The following is a 26,453-nucleotide window of genomic DNA, read 5'->3' as shown; positions in this document are numbered from 1 at the left end:
ATGATAGCAAGGGACGGCGCCAACATAAGTCTTTGGCAAAATACAGCGGAACCTTTCATTCCTACCCGAAACTTATCTGCTGATCAAACGTATGATGTGGTAATAGCAGGCGGCGGTATTACAGGAGTAAGTACAGCCCTGCTTTTACAACAGGCTGGTTTACGTTGTGTGTTGATAGAAGCCCATACATTGTGTTTTGGTACAACCGGCGGCACTACGGCGCACCTCAACACATTGCTGGACACTCCGTATACAACCATTGCTAAAAATTTCGACGAAGAAAAAGCCGCGCTGGTTGCGCGCGCTGCACGCGAGTCTATCAACACGGTTCAGGCCAATATAGCCCGGTACCAGATAGATTGTAACTTTGAAGAAGCAACCGGCTTTTTGTTCTCACAGAACGAAAAACAAACGCAGGAACTGGAAGAAATAAGGAAAGCTACCATGGAGGCAGGGGTTTTCGTATCGTATACCGATGGTATTCCGTTGCCGATACAATTTGAAAAGGCGCTGGAAATAAAGAACCAGGCTAAATTTCACCCGGTGCGCTATGTAATGGCATTGGCAAAAGCATATGAAGAAGCCGGTGGTACCATTGTGCAAAATTGCCGGGTGATGGATACAGACAATACAGATCCGCTCGTGGTTAAAACCGAAGCAGGTGATGTGCGCGCTTCATGGCTGATCTATACAACACATATCCCGCCCGGTGTAAACTTATTGCACCTTCGCTGTGCGCCCTACCGCTCCTATGCCATGGCTGTTCGTTTAACTGATGACAAATACCCGGCCGGCCTTACGTACGATATGTACGATCCGTACCACTATTACAGGACCCAGGTGATAGATGGCGAACAATATCTTATTATCGGCGGCGAAGATCATAAAACAGCCCATGCAGATAATACCATGATGCCCTTTACCAAACTGGAAAGTCATATTCGTTCCAATTTCAATAATGTAAAGGAGATAGCATACCGGTGGTCGTCGCAATATTTTGAACCGGCCGATGGGCTTCCTTATATTGGCCACCTGCCCGGACAACCGGGAAAAATTCTGGTGGCTACGGGATTTGGCGGTAACGGTATCACCTATAGTACAGTGGCTGCCCGTACGCTAACCGATATCGTGTTGAATAAAGAGAACCCCAATATCCAACTGTTCAATCCGAACAGGTTAAAACCAATTGCAGGCTTTACCAATTTTGTTAAAGAGAATGTAGATGTTGCAAAACAACTGATAACCGGGTTCTTTACGAAAGAAAAAATACACGCGCTGGCCGACATTGCGCCGGGAGAAGGAAAGGTTGTTCATGTGGAAGGCCATATCATCGCTCTGTATAAAGATGAAGCCGGCGAATTACATTCGCTGAACCCGCGTTGCACCCATTTAAAATGCACGGTATCGTGGAGCCTCGCTGAAAAATGCTGGGAATGCCCCTGTCACGGCGCCCGGTACGATTTCAATGGAAAAGTGCTGACAGGCCCGGCCGATATGGACCTGCAAAAGATCAAACTATAAAAATGCAAGCTACCGCTGCAAGCAAATACAGAAAACGATTTGCCCCAACTGGTGGCCTGCGGCTCGTTCTTATTAAGCATGAACTTCTTCATGCGGTGTAATGGCCAGATGTATCTGCCGCAAAATTTTATCCCGCCTGTTATTAAAGTCCATCTCAATGGTATTGTCAATCCAGCAATGCACTTCCATTTTTATCACGTCGCCATTATAATCGGTGAACAGGATTTCGAACTTATCTTTTTTTACTTCGGGCATAATTTCCAGCGCTGCTCTTATGCGTTGCTCGGCTTCATTTACATTCGATTTTCCAGGCAGGTTCAGCGCCACATCTATGCGCCGTTTACCGCTCAGCGAGTAATTGGTGATCGGCTTTTGAAAGATGTCTTTATTCGGTAACATAATGTGCAGGCCCTGAAAAGTGCGTATAGTGGTAGAGCGCAATTGTATTTCTTCCACAATACCGGTAAATCCGTTGGTATCGATAATATTACCCACATCGAATGGCTTTCTGAATATGATAAATACACCTGAAATAAAATTTGATGTTAAGTCCTGGAAAGCAAAACCCAATGCCAGCCCGATGATACCGGCGCCTGCCAGCAATGATGAAATAGTTTTCTCAAGATGCAGTAATTGCAGGCTTATAAAAAGCCCCACAAACAGAATGAGTAAAAAAAATATACTGCTGAAAAGACCACTGATGGAAGGCTTATTGGTAATTCTAAGTAACAGCTTATTGATGACCTTTCGCAGGAGCCTGGCCACGAAAAAGAATGCGATAAATATCAGGATGGCCAATACCAGGTTGGGAAGCATCGTAATAAAAGTTTCCAGCCAGGATTGTAGTTTCTCTTTTATCAGGACGATCCATTTTTCCATAGCGGATATCATTTGATTCATACCTGTTAGTGACAGTAAATCAATGCCACCCGGAAACTGGCCTGGCCAATTATAAAAACAGCGCAGGATAATCGCCGTATTGGGGAAACATGACCCCACTTATCACTTTCTGCCCTTCCCACAACATTCTTTCTTTGTACATTTAAAAAAACCACCATTATTATGTTTCGCCTCATCTTCTTCCTGGCTTTGTTTTCATCAACTACGGTCTTTGCACAAAAAGGCGCTTCAGTATCTTTTGAAAAATGGTTAAGCCTGAAAAGCGTGTCGGCCCCATTGATCTCCCCTGATGGCAGAACGATCGTGTATTCGATCAACACTACCGACTGGGCCAATAACTCCTACGATGCAGAGCTGTGGATGAGCCGCGACGGAGAAGCGCCGGTACAACTCACGCGTACGGCCAAAGGAAGCAGTTTTGCCGCCCGGTTTACGCCAGATAACCGGTTTGTAAGCTTCCTGGCCGACCGGGGCGATAAAACCCAGTTATATATTATTTCTGTATATGGCGGCGAAGCCCTGCCTGTTACAAAGGAAGAAGATGGTGTTAACAGCTATGAATGGAACCCGGCCGGAAACCAGATCGCTTTGATAAAGACGGAACCGGATAGCAAAAAGGATAAAACGCTAAAAGACCGTTATGGAGCCTATGAAGTAGAAGGGTCAGCATACAAACACCGGCATTTGTGGTTGCTCAATTTTAATTACGATTCTATTGTATTGGCCGGTCAACTTCCTTGTTACGACAGCAAAAAAGACAGCACCAAAAAAGATTCTACCGCGAAAACGGATTGCATTGCTTTACCGGTTTCAAAAAAGCTCACTGATGGCAACTTTACGGTGACCAATTTTGCCTGGAGCCCCGACGGAAAACAGATCCTTTTTAACAAACAGATCAACCCGCTGATCCTTTCCGGTATTACTGCCGACATCATGCTGTTGACCGTGGCCACTAAAAAAACAGATGCCCTGGTAAGCCATCCCACCGGTGATTACATTGCCCGCTGGAGCCCCGATGGAAAATCATTTATTTATCAAAGCTCCGTTAATGACAGTATTTCAGATTATTACAAAAACAATCGCTTGTTCATATATGATATACCTGCGAAAACCAGCCGGGAAATTGCCACCGATATTGATGAACAACGGTATGTTGTAGATTGGAACAATCATGGCTTGTTCCTGGCCGCACTGGAAAAAACAAAACAAAGATTATATACCGTTGATGTTAAAACAGGTAAAACAAAAATGGTTGATCTCCCGTACGATCTTACCATGAATATCTCTTTTAGCAAGAACACCGATAAGATCGTACTCACTGCCCGGAACTATGCTGAACTGAGTGATGTGTATACCGGATCGTTCACGGGTTCATTTAAACTGCCTTTAAAGAAGATCACCAACAGCACCGCACAAATTGCCAACTGGAATACGCCGGTGAATGAAATTATTCAATGGAAAAGCAAAGACGGCTCCTCCATTGAAGGCATTTTGGTAAAACCAGCCAATTATAATCCCCAAAAGAAATATCCGTTGCTGATTGTGATCCATGGCGGTCCCACCGGCATCGACATTCCCGACCCTACAGCCACCTATGTTTATCCCATTATGCAATGGGTTGAAAAGGGCGCGCTCGTATTACGGGTCAATTACCGGGGCAGTGCCGGCTACGGCGAAAAATTCCGTTCCCTCAATGTGCGCAACCTCGGCGTGGGCGATATGTGGGATGTGGTGAGCGGTGTAGACTATTTAAACAGCAGGGGAATGATCGATACTTCAAAAATGGGCGCTATGGGCTGGAGCCAGGGTGGATACATTTCTGCCTTTCTTACCACCAATACCCATATTTTTAAGGCGATCTCGGTGGGTGCAGGCATTTCCAACTGGGTTACTTATTATGTTAATACCGATATAACGCCGTTTACCCGCGAATACCTGCAGAATACGCCCTGGAACGACATGGAGATCTATCTCAAAACCTCCCCCATGACAAATATTAACCAGGCCAGCACGCCAACGCTCATACAACATGGCGAATTCGATAAACGCGTTCCCATTCCCAACGCTTATGAATTGTACCGCGGCCTGCAGGACAGAAAAGTGCCGTCCCGTTTAATTGTTTACAAAGGGTTCGGGCATGGCATTAACAAACCCAAAGAACGTTTGGCAGCCATATGGCACAATTGGCAGTGGTTTAACAAATACGTCTTTGGCGAAAAAGAAGAAAATATTCCTGTAGAATAAGCCACCATCACCTGCAAAAACTACTGTAAGGAAAGCCCATTTTTTATTGACGAATTGATCCGTTGGGATTTTATGTAAAAATTAAATTTTAATCCGGGCATGTGCATTACTATACCAGAAAAAATGATTAAATTAGGTTAGCTGTAAAACTTCCGATTGCTATCAGCAGAAAGGATATAGTTTGTATCGCTTTCAGCAATTGTTTTGTTAAGGCCAAATGATACATGCGTTATTAATAATGCACCACGCATGTATGACATTACTTTCACTGTGCGTACCGGGGCAGTATAACAGCCCAACCCATAACAGCTATTTACCGTATATGGGAAGAAGTGAAGCGCCAACAACAAACTGCTTGCGGCCATTGTAAATAATAACATCGATTAAGGATATCATAAAAGAAGAAGGAAGATAGCAGAAGCAACGAGGGATAGTTTGCCGGCATAATTTTTGATCTTTTTTAATAAGAAAGTATGCACACAACCAGTGCGTTTGCAAAGTGGGGATTTAGCATTCGAACAACTTCACAACAGGTACCGGATCAATTGATGAATTTACGACACACGAACTTTGATCACCGCCATTTTGAGAACCATCCGGAGAAAAGCATAGCTTGTATCAGCATACCTTTTTGCATGCCTTTCATTCATTTCACACAAGCAGCAAATCACAGGTAAACGCTGTCTTATTAGTAGACTTTTCAGAAGAATCATTGGGTATCATATTATCCTCTTTTTAGCTCTACCCTATTTAGCCGATAATATGTAGCAGAACCTTTTTAACACCGCTAACAGATCCGAAGAAAGACGAATTGTACATCGCTGTATCCTATTTACTGTTTAGATCGGAACAATAAGTTATTAAGCCAGATTATACGCTCGTATAAGATGAACCTCTTTAGTATTGTTTTTAGTTAACTAAAAATTTAAGAGATATGAAAAAAGAACACACCTCCCTTTTCAGCAATCTCTTTGGTGCAAAGGGCAAACCAGCTGAGACAGAAAAATCAACACCGGTAGTTATTACTTCTTATTCTCAGCCGCATGTGCTGCAACAAAGAATGAAAGAAGAAAAACTGTCACATGGTGAAACAGTGACAGCAAACATTTCTCCGGTAAGATTAGAAAGCAATTTCGGCAAAATGGTTCTCTATTTCTGTCCGATGCAATCAATTGAGATCGTTGAAAAGGTTAACGCCGGTGACGGAGGCAGCTTACCGGCTGAAGCAATCATTGATGGGTTAACAGTTCCAGGAAACTGCAAACCCGGCTTGTACACATTAAAAAATGTAACACTGTCCTCTAACGGAACCATGCAGGTGATAGCCACCGAAAATACCATGTGGGAAAGCGTTTAATGTGCGTTGATGGTATAATAAAAAGTGTGTCCAATGGAGTAAGTATTTTAATGTGAAGCCCTACAGGGAGCAGGATGCAGGTACATTTTCGTCTTTGTGATCCCCCCTCGTCTGCAAAAGTTTCATAATTATTTCTGCCTCACCAAACATGTCGAAATATAAAACCCCCATGGTTTAGCCGAGGGGGTTTTTTAATGGCAGCCACTTTCCCTGCAACGCCTCGGAAATTACGGTGTGCTGCACACTAATTACCTTTTTCTACGCAGTTATAGCCCAATTTGTCACAGTTACCAAATAGCACCTGCTACCTCTTGCCCGGTTTGGGACATTGTCTATTTTTGCTTCCTTTTAACCATTAACCTTTTCTCTATGCTTAAACATTACCTTTCCTTTACCTCCCGGTATATTTTCACACTCCTTTTATTATTGATAACCCACCTGCTTTCGGCTCAAATAATCACTACGGTTGCTGGTGGCAGTATCGGTGATGGTAAACCGGCCACCACTATTGGCATTGTATCAAATAACGGGGTTGTAACCGATATGGCCGACAACCTGTATATCCTTGATAACATTAATCGCCGGGTACGTAAAGTTTCAGTAGCAACCGGCATCATCAGCACCATTGCGGGTGATGGAAATTTTGTCATCAATGGCGATGGTGGATTGGCGCTTAATGCAGGTTTAGGAATTCCTAATGCCATGGGAATTGACCTGTTGGGAAATATTTATCTCACTTCCAGCGGCCGCATTCGAAAAATTGATGCAGCCACCGGCATCATTACTACAATAGCAGGAACAGGTCAGGGTGGCTTTAGCGGCGATAGCGGCCTGGCCATAAACGCCCGGGTACAAAGTCCATCTTCTATTACCATTGATACGGCAGGTAATATTTATTTTACAGATTTTCAGCGGGTAAGAAAGATCACCGCCGCAACCGGTATTATTAATACTATTTGTGGCAACGGAACGGCAGGCTATACCGGTGATGGCGGCCTGGCCATCAATGCACAGCTCGCAGGCCCCAAATCCATTACATGCGACGACGCCGGCAATTTGTATATAGCAGATAATAACAATAATGTTATTCGAAAAATTACTGCGGCTACCGGCATCATTACTACATATGCAGGTACGGGTGTTTCGGGTTCAGGTGGTGATGGCGGACCTGCCACCTTGGCCCAGTTGGCTTATAGCTATGCTATTGCAGCAGATGCAGCCGGCAACCTGTACTTATCAGATAACAACAAAATAAGAATGGTAAAAGCTGCTACCGGTATTATCACAACCGTTGCAGGTAATGGTGCTGGTTATACCGGCGATGGCGGCCATGCGTTATTAGCCACTTTTCTAAATCCCCGGTACCTGACCGTCAGCCGCGCCGGCAACCTGTATATCCACGACTTCAATAATTATGTTATTCGTAAAGTAACAGGCGCCACAAATATTATTAATACTTATTGCGGCAATCACACGGTGGGCACCAGCGGTATTGGCGGTCCTGTGGCAGATGCGCAACTTTATCAGTTCAACAGCATAACGGTTGACAAGCTCAATAATATTTATCTTACCGATAACAGCAATCATAAAGTTTATCGCATCGATGCGGCAAACGGCTTTATCAATACGGTAGCCGGCACCGGAAACCAGGGGTTGAATCATGGTAATGGCGGACCCGCAACCTCAGCTAATATTATTTCACCTACCGGGGTAGCGACTGATTCCACTGGTAATTTTTATTTTTTAGATAATGGTATTGCAGTGCGAAAAGTAAATATAGCCACCGGCATCATTTCAACCGTAGCTGGCAATGGAGTTCAATATGGGTATAGCGGTGACGGCGGCCCTGCCACTTCCGCCAAAATTAACCGGGCAAATGGTTTAGCATTTGACCTGGCCGGTAACCTGTTTATCTCCGATAGAGATAACAACGTTATCCGTAAAGTGTCGGCCGCTACCGGTATAATCACTACCGTTGCAGGTACCGGCACGGCCGGGTATTCAGGCGATGGCGGCCTGGCAACTTCCGCAACATTGAACAAACCATTTGGTGTTACGGTTGACCATTCTGGTAATATTTACATCTCTGACAATACCAATAATGTTATTCGCCGGGTTGATGCCATAACAGGTATTATTACCACTTTTGCCGGCACCGGAACCGGTGGTTACAGCGGCGATGGCGGCCTGGCCACTGCAGCCCGGATCAGGTATCCTTATGGGTTAACAACAGATACAGCCGGCAACGTAATTTTAGCCGATCAGTTTAACTCGCGGGTGCGGAAGATCACCATTGCTACCGGTATTATAACCACCATTGCAGGTACCGGTACCACACTGTACAATGGAGATAGCATTCCCGCAACAACGGCCAATGTAAGTAACCCTACCGCCGTTTGTTTCGATGAAGCCGGGAATTTATACATCGGCGAATCTGCCAATTCCAGGATCCGTAAGATCATCTATGACACCGTGCCTGCCGATACCATACCGGCGCTGCGATTAATCACTAACAACCCGGCATCCACTATTACAACCAACATAATAAAAACAAAAGTTTATCCTAACCCCGCCCGTGAAAGCGTGTCCGTTTTATTAACCGGAAATTTCAATGGTAAAACAATTATAACGCTGACAGACATGTGGGGTAAGGCAATAATAACGCAACAAAAAACAATTCAGCAAAACGGGGCGTTCACCACTACCATGCCGCTCAACCAATTACCAAAAGGCATTTACTTTGTGACGATCTTTGCCAACCAGGCAAAACAAGTGCATAAACTGGTTATTCAATAAGCAACAAAATAAACAAAAAGATGAAAGGCTGTCTCAACAATAAAAAGACAGCCTCTTTTTAATGCTAATACGGTTAGCAGCAGACTAAATATGGGCTTTTAATAAATGCGTACCAACTGTTGCATGATATAAGCCTTACTGATATTTTTGCTCACTTTTTTAAACCATTAATCAAACCTTTTACTATGAGCAAAAATTACATTTGCCTTCCTTCCCGTTATTTTTTCACATTCCTTTTATTGTTTATTTCACACTTACTGTCGGCCCAGAAAATTTCTACGCTAGCCGGTGGCAGTATCGGTGACGGTAAACGTGCTACGGAAATAGGTATCGCACTTACTGACGCACTTACTGAAGGAGTTGCGATCGACGCAGCGGAAAATTTGTATATTCTTGATATGGCTAACTACCGGATACGAAAAGTTTCAGCAGCAACGGGCATCATCAGCACCTATGCCGGTAATGGAAGCGTTACTGTATCAGGTGATGGCGGCCCTGCCCTCACTGCAGGGTTAGGCTATGTTAACGCTATGACCTGTGACCGGGCAGGAAATATTTATTTTTCCCTTAGCGGAAGTCTTCGCAAAATTGATGTGGTTACGGGCATCATTACTACCATTGCCGGAACAGGTACTTATGGCTTTAGTGGTGACGGCGGACTGGCCATAAACGCCCAGATACAAGGCGGTTCTGCCCTTACCGTTGATACATTTGGCAATATTTATTTAACACAAACAAACCGTATAAGGAAGATCACCGCCGCAACAGGTATTATTACTACTGTTGCCGGTACCGGCACACTCGGCAATTCAGGCGATGGCGGCCTGGCCATTAATGCAAATCTTGCAGGCGCTTCGGCACTTACCACAGATAATGCAGGTAATTTATATTTTGCAGAGTATACCGGTAATGTAATTAGAAAAGTAACAATCGCTACCGGTATCATTACCAGGTATGCAGGCAGGGGCACCGCACAGGGTTTCGGTGGTGATGGCGGGCCGGCATTAGCAGCTCAGTTCAATCGTCCTTATGGCATTGCAACAGATGCAGCCGGTAACCTGTACTTATCGGATAATAACAGAATACGAAAGATAAATGCTGCAACCGGTATCATAAATACGATTGCCGGTAACGGCCCGGGCACTACTACCGGCGATGGTGGCGATGCGTCTTACGCCTCCTTTTCTGATCCCCGTCACCTGCTCGTGAGCCCTGCAGGCAACGTGTACATCAATGACTACAAACATCATGTTATTCGAAAAATAACAGCTGCAACGAATATCATTTCTAACCATTGCGGCAATTATTCCAGGGGCGTCAGCGGTATAGGCGGCCTTGCATCCCTGGCGCAGCTTTACCAATCCTTTTACATCTCGGTTGACAGACCCGGTAATATTTATCTGTCGGATTTACACAATCATAAAATTTATCGCATCGAGGCGGCCACCGGCATCATCAATACCGTAGCGGGTACGGGTAACCAGGGTTTGAATCATGGCAATGGCGGACCAGCTACTGCCGCTAATATTGTTGCCCCCACCGGTGTGGTGACAGATACAAGCGGCAATTTTTATTTTATAGAAAATGGTATGGCGGTGCGTAAAGTAAATACAGCAACTGGTATCATTACACGCGTGGCCGGTGGAATTCAATATGGGTATAGCGGAGATGGCGGACCTGCAACTTCCGCGCTGTTTAACCGGGCAAATGCATTGGCGCTTGATAAGGCTGGCAACCTGTATATTTCCGATAAAGAGAACCATGTCATCCGCAAAATAACAGCCGCTACCGGTATTATCACTACCGTGGCAGGTTCCGGCATAGCCGGGCTCTCGGGCGACAGCGGCCTGGCAACGTTAGCAAAATTGGACAAACCGGCTGGTGTTGCAGTTGACCGTTCCGGTAATATATACATCTCTGATAGTTATAATAGTCTTATTCGCCGGGTAGATGGCGTAACCGGCATTATTACCACTTTCGCCGGGGTTCACGGAAGTGCTGGCTACAACTATGATAACCGCCTGGCCACTACAGCCACTATCAGTACTCCCCTGGGAATAACGGTAGATAAAGATGACAATGTAATTTTTGCCAGTCAGCTTGGCTTCCGGGTACGAAAGGTCACCATTGCAACCGGCATAATAACCACTATTGCAGGAAACGGTTCATCAAACTATAATGGTGATAACATTCCTGCAACCTGGGCTGGCCTAAAATATCCCAGCACGGTTTGTTTGGATACCGCCGGTAATTTATATATCGGGGATTGGGGTAATTACAGATTACGTAAAGTAACCTATGCTACCACACCTCCGCCCGCAGCGAGAATGGCCACCAATAACCCGGTTACAACAATTACTACCGATATAAAAACTAAAATGTATCCTAACCCCGCGCATGAAAGCGTGTCTGTTTATGTACAAGGAAACTTCAATGGAAAAACAACCATAACGCTGACAGACATGTGGGGAAAGACAATTGCGACCCAACAAAAAGACATGCAACAAAACGGGGCGTTCACCACTACCCTGCCGCTGCACCAATTACCAAAAGGCATTTACTTTGTGACAGTGTTCGCTAACAAGGATAAGCAGGTGCATAAGCTGCTTGTTCAATAAGTAACGCAATATTCATAATAAAGAAGGAGTCCTGAACCAGGCTCCTTCTTTTATTTTATAGATCATCAAATACTAAACCCGCCGTCGCTCGCTAAGCCATTTTCGGCATTTGCACATTAATTTGTAATAATGTTGCATTTTTTTATACTTTTGTAGCCGATGACAGGTAACCGCATCATAACAAAACTTACCACCCTGGCGCTGATCCTCGTGTTCAGCCAGAAAATGGGTATGAGTTTGTTTTTTCATAACTGGTTACACGCTGCCAATCAGCATACAACGTCATCAAAACCCATTTCAAGCCAGGAAATACAATTTGCGTGCGGTTGTATCAACGACTTCAACCTGCCGTTCACTGAAACAACCGTTCCTGCAATTCAGGCTCCGGTAATTACGGTAAACAAACCATACGCGGCTCCTGTTTTTTCTATCCCGGCTGTATATAAATATTTCCACTCCCTTCGCGCTCCCCCTGTTTTAAGTTAAATGAAGAATGAGGAATGTTAAATGAAAAATGAGGAAGTAAAAGACAAGGCGAGTAGTAAGTAGCGAGCGGCGAGCAGGGCAAAAACACGAACGAGTTATAAACCCCACTAGCCATTTACCACTAGCTTCTGGCTTATTCATCATTCACCATTCACGACTATCCCCCCAGGGAAACAACCACATCAGCCAGTTTAATCCAACCAGGCCTCTTTGCAGGCCATTCAAATTATTCATTTATGAAATCTGTAAATGCAATATTTACATTTATATTCCTGTTAATTAGTTTATATACCTATAGCCAACAAGATCTTACATCCGGTAATAATCCTCCCCCTGTACCTGTTCCTCCGCCAGCAGGTGGTGTCCTAACGGGTAAAATAACAGATGCTAAAACCGGAGAGGCATTACCGGGCGCCAGCATTTACGTACACGACCTGAAGAAAGGGACCATGTCAGATGATAAAGGTATGTACCGCATTGCCAATTTGAATGGCGGCAAATACCTGATCGAGATCACGTACCGCGGATATTCTACCATTATAGAAACAGTAACCGTTAACGGCGATACCCAAAAAGATTTTGTGCTAAAAGAAGCCGTAGTAGAAAATGAAGAAGTGACGGTGACCGGCGTATCGTCTGCTACACGCATCAGGCAATCGAGCCAACCGGTAGATGTATTGAAGAAAGAACAACTCTTCAATGTGTCTGCAACCAATGCCATCGATGCTCTCGCCAAAACAGTACCTGGCGTTAACGGCTTATCAACTGGTCCGGCTATTTCAAAACCATTTATTCGTGGCCTGGGTTACAACCGCGTGGTTACCATTAATGATGGAATGCGCCAGGAAGGCCAGCAATGGGGCGACGAACACGGGATTGAAATTGACGATTACAGCATTCAGCGCGTAGAGGTATTAAAAGGTCCCGCTTCTTTAATGTACGGCAGCGATGCCCTGGCGGGTGTTATCAATATCATCAGCCAACGGCCCGTAGCCGAAGGGCATATAATCGCCAACGCCTTGGGCGAATACCAGACCAACAATGCGCTTCGTGGTTTTTATGGCGATGTAGCCGGTACCAAAAACGGATTCAGCTTTAATGCCTATGGTTCTTACAAAGGCGCTGAAGATTATAAGAATAAGTACGATGGCCGCGTATTTAATTCCAAATTCTATAACCAGAATGTGGGTGGCATGCTGGGTTACAGCGGCACCTGGGGATATAGCCATTTACTGGTAAGTAATTTTAATCAACGCATTGGTATGGTGGAAGGAGATCGCGACAGCGCAACAGGCGCTTTCATCAAAGCAATGCCTGGCGGCGCAGAAGCCATAACTACTAATTCAGATTTCAATAAAATATCCCCTGAACTTCCTTATCAGCAAATCCGCCACTTTAAAATTTCTTCCGACAACAACTTCGCGGTGGGCAAAGGCAGCCTGGATGTACTACTTGGCTATCAGCAAAACCAGCGGCAGGAATTCGGCAATCCCGATGAGGCCGCCACGCCCGACGCCTGGTTTAATTTAAAGACCGTTAATTATGCGGTGCGTTGGCATTTGCCTTCTACCCAATATTGGAAAACAACTATTGGCGTCAATGGCATGTCGCAAACCAATACCAACAAAGCCGAAGAAGTGATCATCCCTGACTATGACCTGTTCGATATCGGCGGCTTTGTGTTTACGCATTACAATAAAAACAAATTGTCGCTTACGGGTGGTATTCGTTTCGATAGCCGTCACGTACATGGCAAACCGATGAATATCGACAACGAGCTTAAGTTCGCCGGGTTCTCCCGCAACTTTTCAAATATCTCGGGCAGTGCAGGCCTCAGTTATGCAGCCAGCAACCTGGTTACACTTAAATTCAATGTGGCCCGGGGTTTCAGAGCGCCCAACCTGGCCGAGCTGGCCAGCAATGGTGCACATGAAGGCACCAACCGGTACGAAGTGGGCGTTAATAATTTGAAATCAGAAACCAGTTTGCAGGTAGATGGTGGTTTTGAACTGAACTCTGAACACGTTTCTCTGGAAACAAGTTTGTTCTATAATCATATCAATAATTTTATCTTTTACGAAAAAGTGCTGAACGGCGCCGGCACAGATTCCATTCTTACCGATCCCGATACCGGCGATGAATTGAATGTGTATCGCTTTGATCAGAAAGACGCCAATTTATATGGGGCGGAACTGGCGATTGACATCCATCCCCATCCGTTGGATTGGTTACACTTCAGAAATGCTTTTTCATTTACCCGTGCACAGTTTACCGGGGAAGTGGATGGCACAAAAAATATTCCTTTCATTCCTGCAGCCCGGCTGTTCACTGATCTGGCGGTGAGCCTGCTTCCCAAGGGGAAATCGCTTCGCAACCTGCACATTAACCTGGAAAGCGATTATACTTTTAAACAAGATCACCCATTCACCGGGTTTGATACTGAGACAGCTACGCCTGATTATTGGTTGATCAATGCTGGTATTGGCAGCGACTTTGTGAGCAAAGGAAAAACGCTTTTCAGTCTTCGCTTCACAGCATACAACCTCGGCAATGTGGCATACCAAAATCATTTAAGCCGGTTAAAATATGCGGCGGTAAATAATGTAACTGGTCGCACCGGTGTATTTAATATGGGTAGAAATTTTGGCATCAAGCTGAATGTACCGCTCACCTTTACATGGAATTAAGTTGGGAAAGTTTCGATAGGCAATGATCAATGGCCATTCACGTTTGGTGGATGGCCAATTTTTTTTGGCATAGTGTATTCCTGACTCAAAAATAACATGCTGTGACCTTATCAGGCATTTATAAGGCTGCAGACGGTAATTAAAAACTAATAAGGTAAATTTCAACCGGTTGAATATGCGAATCACTTTTAATTGAAAATAAGGATGGCATAATGCTTGTAATGAAAGGCAACAAATAAATTGATCATATACATTTTTTTCTGGAAATAAAAAGATAGGAATGATTTTAGTGAGGTAAGAGGAAATCCAACAATTCTAAAAAAAACTGTAGACCAGGAGACGGACTCATTATTCCCCGGTTTTTATTAGCGACCTTTTCCTGATAGCATTAGTGTGTAAAGGCGCTGTATACCATCCATAAAAGCAGTTCCACTACTTGTAGCTGATGTAATTGATTCTGTCTGTGCTTTAGCACGGAACATAGCTTGTTTTGTTCATAGTTCAGAAATACACTTTGGAAAACCATGTATTATGTTTCTTATTATACATATAAAATGATTTCTGCTTTAGTTGAGCAGCCATTTTTCATGTTAAATAAGGAACCGGTTACAATTTCCCGCTATGCGGGTTATTAAAACAAATGGGTCCAATTCCGGAAGAACCCGCCAATGTCTATGATCAGCAAATAAAGAGGCATCCGCCAGCTGGCCGGATGCCTCTTTTTATTGACCGCAGGATCTATTTTCTTCGGTAAGAAGTAATGGTTTTTGACAGGTTAACGTGTTAACCTGTCAACTTATCAACTTGTTAACTTATAACTTACTTATTGATCCCTTTAAACAGTTTAAACTTCGCAATACCTGCTTTGTGAAGAAAATATTGCGTACTCACGCGTAAAACGCCCATTCCGTAAATGGAGCTGCGTTTGAAGTTAATGGAAGAAGCTTCGTCAAAATACTTTGTGGGACAAGTGATCTCTGCTATTTCATATCCTTTAAAGAAGATCTGGGCCAACAGTTCATTGTCAAATACAAAATCGTCGGAATTATCCTGGAAAGGGATCGACAATAAAACATCTTTATGATATGCCCGGTAGCCGGTATGGTACTCCGATAGCTTTTGGTTCATCAGCACATTCTGCGTAACCGTAAGCATCCGGTTGAAGAAATACTTGTATAATGGCATTCCACCTTTTAAAGCGCCCTTGCCTAAAATACGTGAACCCAGCACCACGGGGTACACTTTGTTGGCTATCAGGGAAACCATTGGGGTAATTAAAGCGGGCGTATATTGGTAGTCGGGATGCAACATTACAACGATATCAGCACCTATTTCCAGGGCTTTCAGATAACATGATTTCTGATTACCCCCATAGCCCTTATTTTTCTCGTGGCGTACAATGTGTTGAATACCAATTTCGCGGGCTACGCCAACCGTGTCGTCCTTACTTGCATCGTCAACCAGGATAACATCATCCACAATTGATCTGTCGATTTCATCATAGGTTTGCTGGAGAGTTTTGGCTGCATTGTATGCCGGCAGCACAACTACTACTTTTTGTCCTTTAATCATACTTATATAAACAATCTATCAAATATAAAGGGTCCCATACCGGGATAATCCGGCAATAATAAAGCATTTAAGGCAAAATTCATCTGAAATATTAGTGCTTTTTAGTAAGCGGGTTATCAGGTGCAGGTTTCAAGGGAAACCGAAACCGATCTTTTCAGCAATGCATTTCCCACGGCGCAGTCGAGGCATTTTTTAGGATCGCAGTAATGGCTTTTTAATTCCAGCAAGGCCTGGGAATCGCAGGCGCTTTTATTTACAATGCCCAGTTCTTCAAAGCCATTTGTAATGGCATTTCTTTCGGGCTCCAGTTCATCTAACCAGTTTAAAGCCCTGTTCTTGTATTGTTCTTCATTATGTAATAATCCATATGAAAACAGTACCGGCACAATAGCATTGATGATAAGCGTGTCTATCATCTGGTTGCCCAGCTTCTTGGGCCGGTGAACAGATTTTTTGTAGAACGTATAATGCTGGTCCCAGAATGTACTGGCTGTTACCGCCAGCAATTTCTTTATGTCGTGGAGAGCGGTTGTTTCCCTGATGTAAGCAAACAAATGATTCGACTGGTGGACCAACATCGCCAGTTGCGCGAGGCGAACGGTGGGAAAATTAACAGGCCGCGTGCGCATAAAATGAACGGCCTGCCGAATGGGTTCCAATTTATATTTGGCTTTAAAGTGCAGGTATTCCTTTTGCAGCATCATTGGGTACTCATCTTCAAATTCGCCTTCCAGTAAGCCGCTTTGCCCTAACAATAAGGCTTCCAGCACAGGTAACTTGTTTTTATACCGGGCAAGCACGGTTACCGGTAAGGTTTTGGCTAGCGCTTCAAACGGTTCAAAATTCAATACGGCGCCAAAGTTGCGGGCCAGCAACCACCAGAAGGTTTCTTCCCAATGCTGGTTGGTTTGCAGCAGGAAAGAAAAAACGGTAGCCGATTTGCGTTGCATCCGTTCTGCCAACAGTCTTTCCCGCCACGAGATCCAGTTGATGCGCGATACATCCCTGATTTGGTTACCGCAAGCAATAAAACCGGCGCTGTTCATCCAGTGTTCATATTGCTTCAACAGCAACATGGGCACTTTTGACTGCAATGAAAAAACCGGGATCCTGGCGTCCTTATCCCGCAGGTCGTTTTCCCATACTACGTGCAATATGACGTTGTCGTAATTACGATCGAACTGATGCGCATGCCTGAACCAGTCGGAGGTTTTGAGATGCAATTCAACATGCCCAACCCACAAGGTATCTTCAATCCTGATCTTCGCTTCCAGGAAATCGGGGCCCTGGTTGGTATTATAGCGGCCGGGATGAATGACCTGGAAGGCGTCGCCATTATCCAGGATCAATGCTTCTTTATTAAAATACTGGAATTGCCAGATATATTGCAATAGCCTTTCTGTCATAGTAATAGTGTAATTACATTTAGCAATGATGCCAATGCTACTATGATCCCGAACGACCTTAACAATGAGAAAATACAATTAGCCAGCCAGCTAATTAACTACTATACAGAGCGAGTGTAGGATAAGAACGCCTTAATTCTACCTAAAGCTAACAAAAAATAATGTGATAATGCGATAATTCGATAATCCCGACTAAAGCCGGGACAAGTTGTGATAATGCTTTAAAAACTGGCTTCTCGCAAATTATTGGAATTCACGCTTATCGAATTGTATTCCATTTTCAAATTATCAAATTAGTTAATGCTGTCACCACCCGGCTAACGGGCAGGCCCATTACGTTATAGAAATCACCCTGAATAGATTTGATACCAACTACCCCTATCCATTCCTGTATGGCATAAGCGCCGGCCTTGTCGTAAGGTTGATATTTATCAACATAAAAAGCAATTTGCTCCGGGGTTAACGGGTGAAACCAAACATCCGTAGTATCGGCAAAGGCTATCTCCTGTTGCCCTTTTAACAACACTACGCCGGTGATTACCTGATGTTTATTACCTGCTAAACGGGCAAGTATGTCCAATGCATCTTCCCGGTCTTTAGGCTTGCCGATAATGGTATTACCCAACACCACAACCGTATCGGCAGCAATGATGATATTGGCAGCAGTGTGCAGGGACTCATATTTCTGCCGCACAGCAATGGCTTTTTCCCGGGCAATATGTACAGGAACTTCAGGTACCGGCATATCGGGCGGATACGTTTCGGGAGTTGATTGAACCATTACCTCAAACGGAATTTCCGCCCATTCAAGCAATTGCTTACGCCGGGGCGATTGGGAAGCCAAAATGATGCGCGTGCCGTTCATGTTTATGAGTAGAGTTTAAAGAACACCATAGATAAAATGCCGCTCAACATGATCACCTTTAACCAGGTGCTTATTTTATGAAAGTCGGCTGGTGTTACAGCTTTTATGAGTTTTCGCAACAGGGAAAGCAAAGGAATAACAATGAATACCCCACAGTAGGCAGCGGCCCACCACCATTTAAAGGGTAATATATAAGCCAGCATGATGCTTACGGCCGCCAGCAATACAATGAGCCAGGTAGCGGTGAACACTTTGGATGCGTTTATACCCCAAACGATCGGCATGGTCCTGCATCCATAGCGTGCATCGCCGCTAATGTCTTCCATATCCTTCACCACTTCCCGGATGAGGGAAATAACAAACGCAAAACCGGCGTACAGGAATGTCAGCCGCATGAGCTTCGACGCATCTACCAGCGCATATACATCCGGTTTCTTGATCACCACATAATGCGTAATAAAACCGATCACTAAAATAACCCAGGCCGTCAACAGGGATATAATGATGTTACCGCTCAGCAGTTTCTTCTTGAAGATGGTGCTGTAAAACCAAAGCGCGGCCACACAACCTATATTGGCTGGCAATAACCACCAGGCCCTTGTTTTCCAGGCTACATATGCGCTGCACACAACGCCTGCTCCCGAAAGCACCAAATGCCAGATAATGGCCCAGCGGCGCTTGATGATCTTTTCTACCACCAGTTTATCGGGTTTGTTCACCAGGTCAATGTTCAGGTCAAAATAATCGTTGATGATATAACCTGCCGCGGCAATCAGTACAGAAGCGGCAATGAGGGTAATAAAAATGGGCGCAGTAAGAACCGCCGGCGCATTGGCCTGTTGAAAGACCGGCGTTACTATACAATACTGGAACAGCAATTGGGTAACGGCAATGAACATCAGGTTCACTGATCGTATAAGACGTATAAATGCTGCCAGAAGCTTCATTTGAAATACAATTTTGGGATTTCGGGATCTCGCGATTTTGGGATTTGGGGATTTAGAAATAATACAAGCTGCTTAAAATAAATTAAATCACTAAATCTCAAAATCAGAAATCATTTACTTGCTACATCAGTATGTAGCTCCCAATGGTTATTCAATTTTAAGACCTTCTCTATTACCTCGCGAACGCAACCTTGTCCGCCCGTCAATAAGGAAATAAATTTGGCTACCTGTTTAATTTCGGTAGCTGCATCTGCAGGCGCACAAGGCAACCCAACCTGTTGCATCACCTCATAATCCGGAATATCATCGCCCATGAACAACACTTCGTTCCAATTTAAATAATGCTGCTGCACATACTCCATTAATTTACCTTTTTTATCCGTTACCTGCATATAAACATCGTTTATGCCCAACCGGTTCAATCGCTTTGTTACGGCATCGCTTGCCCCACCCGAAATAATTACTACCCGGTATCCCTTTTTAATGGCCAGTTGAAGGGCAAACCCGTCTTTAATATTCATTCGCCGTACAAACTGCCCGTCATCAAAAACAAACAGCGTACCATCAGTAAGTACGCCGTCTACATCAAAGACGAAAGTGTTTATCTGCTTAAATTGATCTAAAATATTCATACTCATTAGATGAGTGCAAAAATAAGCGGAAAAAAATGTGATAGTTTGAAAATTCGATAATTTGATAATTAAATTCAGTGAGTCTGATTTTTTTGCAAGCTTCCCGCATAAAAGCATTATCACAACTTATCCCGGCTTTAGTCGGGATTATCTAATTATCGCATTATAAAAAAAAACCGTCCTGTTGTCAGAACGGCTTTTTCTTATATACAAAAAATCGACTGTACTAATTTTTATTTACGTTGGTATACACCAGGTTGGTTTGGGTTACCATGTCGTTCAATACGTTGGTAGCCTCATCAAGGTAAGGATCGTTACGCAGGTTTTTCAACCAGTTCTTAAAACGCTCCAGTTTGGCGCTGTCAGCATTTTCCAGGCGTTTCAGATCATCCTGTAATCCCGCTACGTTCAGTTCATGCGGTAATTTATTCTGCGTCTCGATCTGTTTGGCGATCGCTTTGTTCTTTTTCTGTTCTTCCTGGTATTTCTTCAGGCTTAAAGAAACGTTTTTGTCGCTTTGTTTAGCCAGCCATTCTGCATTGTTATGAATGGTATTGAACAGTGCGTTGCTTTTAATACGTTCTGTGCTGGCTTTTCTGATCGGTCCCAGGTCGAGGCCATATTTCCAGCGGTTATAATCGGCTTTCTGTATTTCATCCCAAGCCAATGCATCCGGATTATCTTTCTCTCTGATCTTCGTAAATTCAAAAATATCCGGGATGTTCACATCAGATGATACGCCACGCAATTGGGTTGAACCGCCGTTGATGCGATAGAATTTTTGCAGCGTAAGCTTAATGGTACCCAGTTCGCTGTTAGGGTCCAGGAAGCCCATTGTTTTATCTAACCCGATGTTACGTTGAACGGTGCCTTTTCCGTAAGTAGAAGTGCTACCGATAATAACACCGCGGTCGTAATCCTGAATGGCGGCGGCAAAGATCTCAGAAGCCGAAGCGCTGAACTCATTTACCATTACAGCCAGCGGACCATCGTATAAAATTGTTTTATCGCGATCGTAGTACACTGTAGGCTTGCCTTCACGGTCTTTTACCTGTACGATCGGACCGCCTTCAATGAACAGTCCAACCATTTGTACCACGTCGTATAAGGAACCGCCGCCGTTATTGCGCAGGTCCATGATAATGCCATCTACTTTCTGTTCTTTTAATTTGATGATCTCTTTGCGCACATCTTCTGAGCAACGGGCGCCTTTTGGATTATCGAAATCGGCATAGAACTCAGGCAGGTAAATGAAACCAAGTTTGCCTTTGGGCGTGTTGATAACAGCGCTGCGGGCAAAGGTTTCGTCCTGTATAATTTCATCGCGGATCAGCGTAACGGTTTTAACCGAGCCGTCTGCTTTTCTCAACGTCAAACGTACTTCTGTTCCCTTTTTACCACGGATCAGTTTCACTGCATCCTGAACGGTATAACCAGTAAGGTCTACCGGTTCAGCAGTCCCCTGGGCCACTTTTATAATAGCATCGCCGATGACAATTTCACCTGATTTCAATGCAGGGCTGCCGGCCAGTACTAAACCGATCTTGATGTTTCCATCTTCTTCCCGCAATGAAGCGCCGATGCCATAAAAACGACCGCTCATTTCTTCATCGAAATACCGTTTGTCAACCGGCGGCATAAACGTTGTATGCGGGTCCATTGACTCGGTGATGGTTTTCACAAATTCATTGAACCGGTCGTCGTCGCTTACTTTAAATTTCAGGCGATCGTAGTTCCTGTTCAATATTTTCAACACCCGGTCACGGGCTTCTTTCTCCAGCTCTATATCTGTTTTTACTACAAAATTTTCCTTGCCTTTATTCTTTTCGCGATCTTCCATCAGATCGTAATAGCGCTCGAGCGTAAGGTATTTTAACCGTTTGCGCCAGGATTCTTTTCTGTCTGCCTCAGATTTTGAATAATCCAGCTTCTCACTATTGAAATTGGCTATTTCGTCTTTTGTAAAATCAAAAGGAGTAGAGAGTATTTCTTTATAGATCGCCTCGGTTTCAGGTAAACGCTTTTTATAGATCTCCACAACAGCCGGTACAAACTGAACGGAGCCGCCCAGGATCTCATCGTCTATCTTGGTTTCATATTTTTTCAATTGCTGAATATCCGACTGCAGCAGAATGTTCTTCTGATCGTCGATCTTCTCGCCCAGGTATTTCTTGAAGATCTCCCGGGAAAAGTTATCATCGATCTTTTTGGGACTGTAATGGATCTCGGAGAGCATTTCCCCTACATTGTGAAGTATTTTTTCATACTTGGTAGGCGGATTACCATTACCCAATCCAAATCCCAGCGACTTGAACGCCAGGAACAAACCTGCACCGAATAACAGCAAGACTATGGGTAAATTTTTACGTTGTAGCATAATATTTAAAACTTTTGGCATCAATTCAAAAATAACGATAAAAAAGATGGGTTGTTGCACTAATGTTATAATTAACAAGCCATTTTGATGAAAGGTTTTAGAAAGATTTTTTAGTAAAACATTTTTTTTCCTACATTTGCAGCCTGAACACGGAGGTTGTAGCTCAGTTGGTTAGAGCGCTAGATTGTGGTTCTAGAGGTCGTGGGTTCGAAACCCATCATCCTCCCTCAGATAACTCCCCGAAGGTACACTTCGGGGTTTTTTATTTTTTGAACCCGCCCGATTCTGGCAATGGAAATATATAATTTCCCCAGGAGAAATGCAAGGTTTATCCTTAAAATTGGTTTTATGAACTGGTGGTTAATGATCATTATTCCGCTCACTTCGGCGTTTATTGGTTGGGTTACCAACCGGCAATTTATCAGGATGCTTTTCCATCCTGTAAAACCTGTTCATTTTCTGGGCTTTACCATCCAGGGTATTTTCCCCAAACGGCAATCCCAGTTTGCACAAAAGCTGGGAGCGCTGGTTAGCAATGAATTGCTGTCCTTCACCGATATAGAGGCAAAGATCACTAACGAAGAAAATGTCAAAAAGATCATGCCGGTCGCAGAAAAACACATCGATGAATTTTTGCGCCACAAACTCGGTGAGGCTTTTCCCATGATAGGTATGTTCATTGGAGAAAAAACCATTGGTACCCTGAAATCCATTTTCATGAAGGAGCTGGAAACCATTTTCCCGATCATCATGAAAGAGTATGTACAAAACCTGCAAAAAGACCTTGACCTTGAACAGATGGTCACCGGCAAAATAGCAGCCGTGTCCACTGAAAAACTGGAAGCCAACCTGTACCAGGCGCTGTCAAAAGAACTCAGGCTCGCTGGTCTCTTCTGTGGCGCCGTGGGTTTCCTGGTAGGATTGGTGCAGGTGTTGATTATAATGGTCCTGATTTAGAAAACGAAGCAGGAAGCAAGAAGTACGAAAAGTTACCGGTTACCAGTTTCCGGTTTCCGGGGGAATACAGCAGCACGCTGCACACCTGAGACCCGGAACGCAAGTGAACATCGAGCTTGTTACACTGAAACTTGTACCCTGAACCAGTACCAGGTAACTGGTAACTGGCACCCCGGCTTCGCCGTTCATCACATAATATCACCAGCTTCACAAGTTCTACGGCAATTTTGCGTCTAATTGATCTCAACCATAGCACCTAACATGAAAAATTTTGGATGGCTCTTTGTTCTCCTTATCAGTTCTTCTATTGTACAGGCTCAGTTTCCCGGCCCCGGTTCAGCCGGGGGAAACCGGCAAGGCGGTGGTCAGCAAATGAATATCGGTCACTTTTACGGACGTATCATTGACAAAACAACCAATAAAGGCCTTGACGCCGCTTCTGTTCAATTAATCCAAAACAAATTCGATACGGTAAGCAAAAAAAGAATAGACGCTGTGATAGGCGGTATGCTTACCAGCCGCAATGGCGATTTCAGCCTCGAAAACCTGCCTGTTTTTGGCCAGTACAAACTGGTAATTACAGCCATTGGCTATAAACGTATTGAGCAAAAGATAGCTTTTGATATTAAAATGGGCCCCGGTGTGGACAGGTCTCAACTACTTTCAGCCGTTGATAAAGACCTGGGCAATATCAAAATGGAGCAGGACGCTACCATGCTGCAGGATGTAACGGTTACCGGTACCAAACCCATGATACAAATGGGTGTTGATCGCAAAATATTCAATGTTGAAAAAAGCATTACCGCAGCGGGCGGTACGGCAATAGACGTTATGCGCAATGTGCCTTCGATCAATGTAGATATCGACGGCAATGTTTCCCTGCGCAATGCTGCGCCGCAGATCTTTGTAGATGGTCGCCCCACTACCCTTTCCATGGACCAGATACCCGCCGATGCCATTCAAAGCATTGAAATTATTACCAACCCCTCAGCAAAGTATGATGCCAGCGGCGGCCAGTCGGGCATTTTGAATATTATCTTAAAAAAGAATCGTAAAGCGGGTTATAACGGAAGCGTGCGTGCCGGCGTTGATTCCCGCGCCCGGTTCAATGGCGGCGGCGATGTGAATGTGCGCCAGGGTAAGATAAACGTATTTGCCAATGCCATGTATAACCAGCGTAAATCAAAAGGCTGGGGCGAAACAGACAGGACCAGTATCATAGACGGCCAGGAAGCATATACTACCCAATACAACAAAAGCGTGTTCAACGGCGCCTTTGCGTTTGGCCGTTTCGGGCTGGATTATTTCATTGACAATCGCAATACCATTTCTATCTCGCAATCTATTGTGAACGGCGATTTCAAACCCGATAACCGCACCAATACGATCATAGATACGGCAACCGGTGGATTGGAAACGCAATACCGAAATACATTGGGCAAAAATAATTTTCGCAATTACGGTACGCAGCTCAGCTTCAAACACATGTTTGCCCGCGCAGGAGAAGAATGGACAGCAGACGTAAACATTAATCAAAGCAGGAATACCAACTACAACGATATCCGCTATCGTTCTTTCTATGACCTCGACCAAACGAATCCCAAATTCGGGGAACAATTGCAATCGATCGATGGCGGCGGCGAGAACAAATTCTTTATTGCGCAAACCGATTACATAAAACCGGTCAACGAAAATATTAAATGGGAAGCAGGTCTGCGCGCCCAGGTGCGTAACTTCGAAAGTTTCCAGTATACCTACATCAATGGTACATTTAATGCTTTACAAAGCAATAATTTTAAATATACCGATCACGTATACGCCGGTTATATGACCTTCTCTCAAAAAATAAAGGATAGTTTCAGCTACCAGGTGGGACTACGTGCTGAAAGCAGCGGATATGAAGGAGAACAGATCGATAAAGGAACGTATACGAATGATTTCCCTATCAGTTTATTCCCCAGTGTGTTTTTAAACAGGACCTTAAGGCATAAACAGGACCTGCAATTAAACTACACCCGTCGTATTAACCGGCCCAATTTCTTCCAGTTAATGCCGAATACCGATTTCAGTGATCCGTTAAATTACCAAACCGGTAATCCCAACCTGAAACCGGAGTTCACGCATTCGCTTGAATTGTCGTACCAGAAAACCTATGGTAAAAAAAGCAATACATTCCTGGCAACCCTGTTCGGGAAATATACCACGAACCTGATCGCCCGCTACCAGAATTGGGGTAAACTGGGTCAAAGTATTGACTCCGCTTATGTCTCCACGTATGTAAATGCCTCCACGGCGTATGCAAGCGGACTGGAATTGATTTTCCGCAATACACTAACCAAATGGTGGGATGTTACGACGAGCACCAATGTATATTATTCAAAGATCAATGGCAGCAACGTAATTGCCGGTTTGGAAAATGAACGCACAAGCTGGTCGGCCAAAATGAACCACAACTTTAAATTCAATAAAGGCTGGAGTGTTCAGATCAGCGGCGAATACCAGGGCAAAAGCGCATTACCCGTTAGCACCAGCAACAGTGGTGATGGCGGTGGTGGTGGCCGTGGCGGCGGCGGAGGCATGCGTGGCGGTTTTGGTGGCGGCCAGCCTACAACTACCCAGGGATACATCAATGCCAACTATGGGGTCGATATGGGGTTGCGTAAAGACATTGCTATAAAAAAGAATACGGCAACAATTTCAGTTAACTGGAGCGATATATTCAGAACTCGTCGTTATTTTGTGCACTCGGAAGCAACCGGTTTTGTGCAGGATGACTGGCGCAGAAGAGACCCGCAGATCGTACGGGTAAACTTCAGTTACCGCTTCGGGAAATTTGATGTGGCCTTGTTCAAACGCAAGAACATGCGTGGCGATGCCGAAGGTATGCAAAACGGGATGCAGGGGATACAACAGTAGTGAGTGGTGAGTTGTGAGTGGACCTCCGAATTATAAAAAGTCTGACCATTCGTGAAGTTCGCGATTGTTCAGAAATCTGAAAAATTCATGAACCCACTCACAATTCACAACTCACAAATAAAGCAACATCAGGACAAACTACATGATTATGTTGCGGGGGCTGAGCAATCAG

General features: G+C 44.4%; 16 protein-coding genes and 1 tRNA gene. 10 read left to right on the top strand and 7 right to left on the bottom strand.

All coding sequences use genetic code 11. The features are described 5' to 3' along the window. Complete coding sequence (locus FAM09_RS27385; protein WP_136580361.1) at positions 1 to 1,521, top strand: FAD-dependent oxidoreductase; 1,521 nt, start codon at positions 1 to 3, stop codon at positions 1,519 to 1,521. Between the two features lie 72 nt (positions 1,522 to 1,593). Here FAM09_RS27385 and FAM09_RS27380 read toward each other — a convergent pair whose 3' ends face one another. Further along, positions 1,594 to 2,421 carry a mechanosensitive ion channel family protein gene (locus tag FAM09_RS27380; RefSeq protein ID WP_243751793.1) on the bottom strand — a complete coding sequence of 276 codons (828 nt, stop codon included), beginning with the start codon at positions 2,419 to 2,421 and terminating at the stop codon, positions 1,594 to 1,596. A gap of 162 nt (positions 2,422 to 2,583) precedes the next feature. Between FAM09_RS27380 and FAM09_RS27375 the strand changes: the two genes are divergently transcribed. From FAM09_RS27375 to FAM09_RS27350, 6 genes are all read left to right on the top strand, one after another. Continuing rightward, complete coding sequence (locus tag FAM09_RS27375; RefSeq protein WP_136580360.1) at positions 2,584 to 4,665, top strand: S9 family peptidase; 2,082 nt, start codon at positions 2,584 to 2,586, stop codon at positions 4,663 to 4,665. Between the two features lie 934 nt (positions 4,666 to 5,599). Continuing rightward, positions 5,600 to 6,022 carry a hypothetical protein gene (locus tag FAM09_RS27370; protein WP_136580359.1) on the top strand — a complete coding sequence of 141 codons (423 nt, stop codon included), beginning with the start codon at positions 5,600 to 5,602 and terminating at the stop codon, positions 6,020 to 6,022. A gap of 369 nt (positions 6,023 to 6,391) precedes the next feature. Further along, on the top strand, positions 6,392 to 8,818 hold the full coding sequence (locus tag FAM09_RS27365; RefSeq protein ID WP_136580358.1) for an NHL domain-containing protein: 2,427 nt from the start codon (positions 6,392 to 6,394) through the stop codon (positions 8,816 to 8,818). Positions 8,819 to 9,003: 185 nt separating this feature from the next. Further along, on the top strand, positions 9,004 to 11,436 hold the full coding sequence (locus FAM09_RS27360; protein WP_136580357.1) for an NHL domain-containing protein: 2,433 nt from the start codon (positions 9,004 to 9,006) through the stop codon (positions 11,434 to 11,436). Positions 11,437 to 11,595: 159 nt separating this feature from the next. Next, entirely contained in the window at positions 11,596 to 11,922 is a 327-nt protein-coding gene (locus tag FAM09_RS27355) for a hypothetical protein (RefSeq protein WP_136580356.1), read from the top strand. Between the two features lie 236 nt (positions 11,923 to 12,158). Then, positions 12,159 to 14,609 (top strand): TonB-dependent receptor, encoded by a 2,451-nt coding sequence (locus tag FAM09_RS27350; protein ID WP_136580355.1) that lies wholly within the window; start codon positions 12,159 to 12,161, stop codon positions 14,607 to 14,609. 819 nt (positions 14,610 to 15,428) lie between these two features. Here FAM09_RS27350 and FAM09_RS27345 read toward each other — a convergent pair. From FAM09_RS27345 to FAM09_RS27320, 6 genes are all read right to left on the bottom strand, one after another. Further along, on the bottom strand, positions 15,429 to 16,181 hold the full coding sequence (locus tag FAM09_RS27345; protein WP_136580354.1) for a glycosyltransferase family 2 protein: 753 nt from the start codon (positions 16,179 to 16,181) through the stop codon (positions 15,429 to 15,431). Positions 16,182 to 16,297: 116 nt separating this feature from the next. After that, positions 16,298 to 17,587: a DUF2851 family protein gene (locus FAM09_RS27340; protein ID WP_136580353.1), complete on the bottom strand. Its 1,290-nt coding sequence runs from the start codon at positions 17,585 to 17,587 to the stop codon at positions 16,298 to 16,300. A 280-nt stretch (positions 17,588 to 17,867) separates the two neighbouring features. Beyond that, on the bottom strand, positions 17,868 to 18,452 hold the full coding sequence (locus FAM09_RS27335) for a Maf family protein (protein WP_136580352.1): 585 nt from the start codon (positions 18,450 to 18,452) through the stop codon (positions 17,868 to 17,870). Positions 18,453 to 18,454: 2 nt separating this feature from the next. Then, complete coding sequence (locus FAM09_RS27330; RefSeq protein ID WP_136580351.1) at positions 18,455 to 19,399, bottom strand: geranylgeranylglycerol-phosphate geranylgeranyltransferase; 945 nt, start codon at positions 19,397 to 19,399, stop codon at positions 18,455 to 18,457. A 110-nt stretch (positions 19,400 to 19,509) separates the two neighbouring features. Continuing rightward, positions 19,510 to 20,031, bottom strand: a complete 522-nt coding sequence (locus FAM09_RS27325; protein ID WP_136580350.1) for a KdsC family phosphatase — start codon at positions 20,029 to 20,031, stop codon at positions 19,510 to 19,512. 226 nt (positions 20,032 to 20,257) lie between these two features. After that, positions 20,258 to 22,408 carry a carboxy terminal-processing peptidase gene (locus FAM09_RS27320; RefSeq protein ID WP_136580349.1) on the bottom strand — a complete coding sequence of 717 codons (2,151 nt, stop codon included), beginning with the start codon at positions 22,406 to 22,408 and terminating at the stop codon, positions 20,258 to 20,260. Positions 22,409 to 22,560: 152 nt separating this feature from the next. Here FAM09_RS27320 and FAM09_RS27315 point away from each other — a divergent pair. The 3 genes from FAM09_RS27315 (at position 22,561) to FAM09_RS27305 (ending at position 26,281) form a co-directional block, all read left to right on the top strand. Then, positions 22,561 to 22,634: transfer RNA gene (locus FAM09_RS27315), tRNA-His, on the top strand. A gap of 122 nt (positions 22,635 to 22,756) precedes the next feature. Beyond that, on the top strand, positions 22,757 to 23,365 hold the full coding sequence (locus tag FAM09_RS27310; protein WP_136580348.1) for a DUF445 domain-containing protein: 609 nt from the start codon (positions 22,757 to 22,759) through the stop codon (positions 23,363 to 23,365). Positions 23,366 to 23,626: 261 nt separating this feature from the next. Then, complete coding sequence (locus FAM09_RS27305; protein ID WP_136580347.1) at positions 23,627 to 26,281, top strand: TonB-dependent receptor family protein; 2,655 nt, start codon at positions 23,627 to 23,629, stop codon at positions 26,279 to 26,281. Positions 26,282 to 26,453: the final 172 nt, after the last annotated feature.

It is taken from the genome of Niastella caeni, from assembly GCF_004834005.1.
Taxonomy (GTDB): Bacteria; Bacteroidota; Bacteroidia; order Chitinophagales; family Chitinophagaceae; genus Niastella; species Niastella caeni.
The sequence above is the reverse complement of the archived record's forward strand: the minus strand, read 5'-3'. Positions and strand labels throughout refer to the sequence as shown.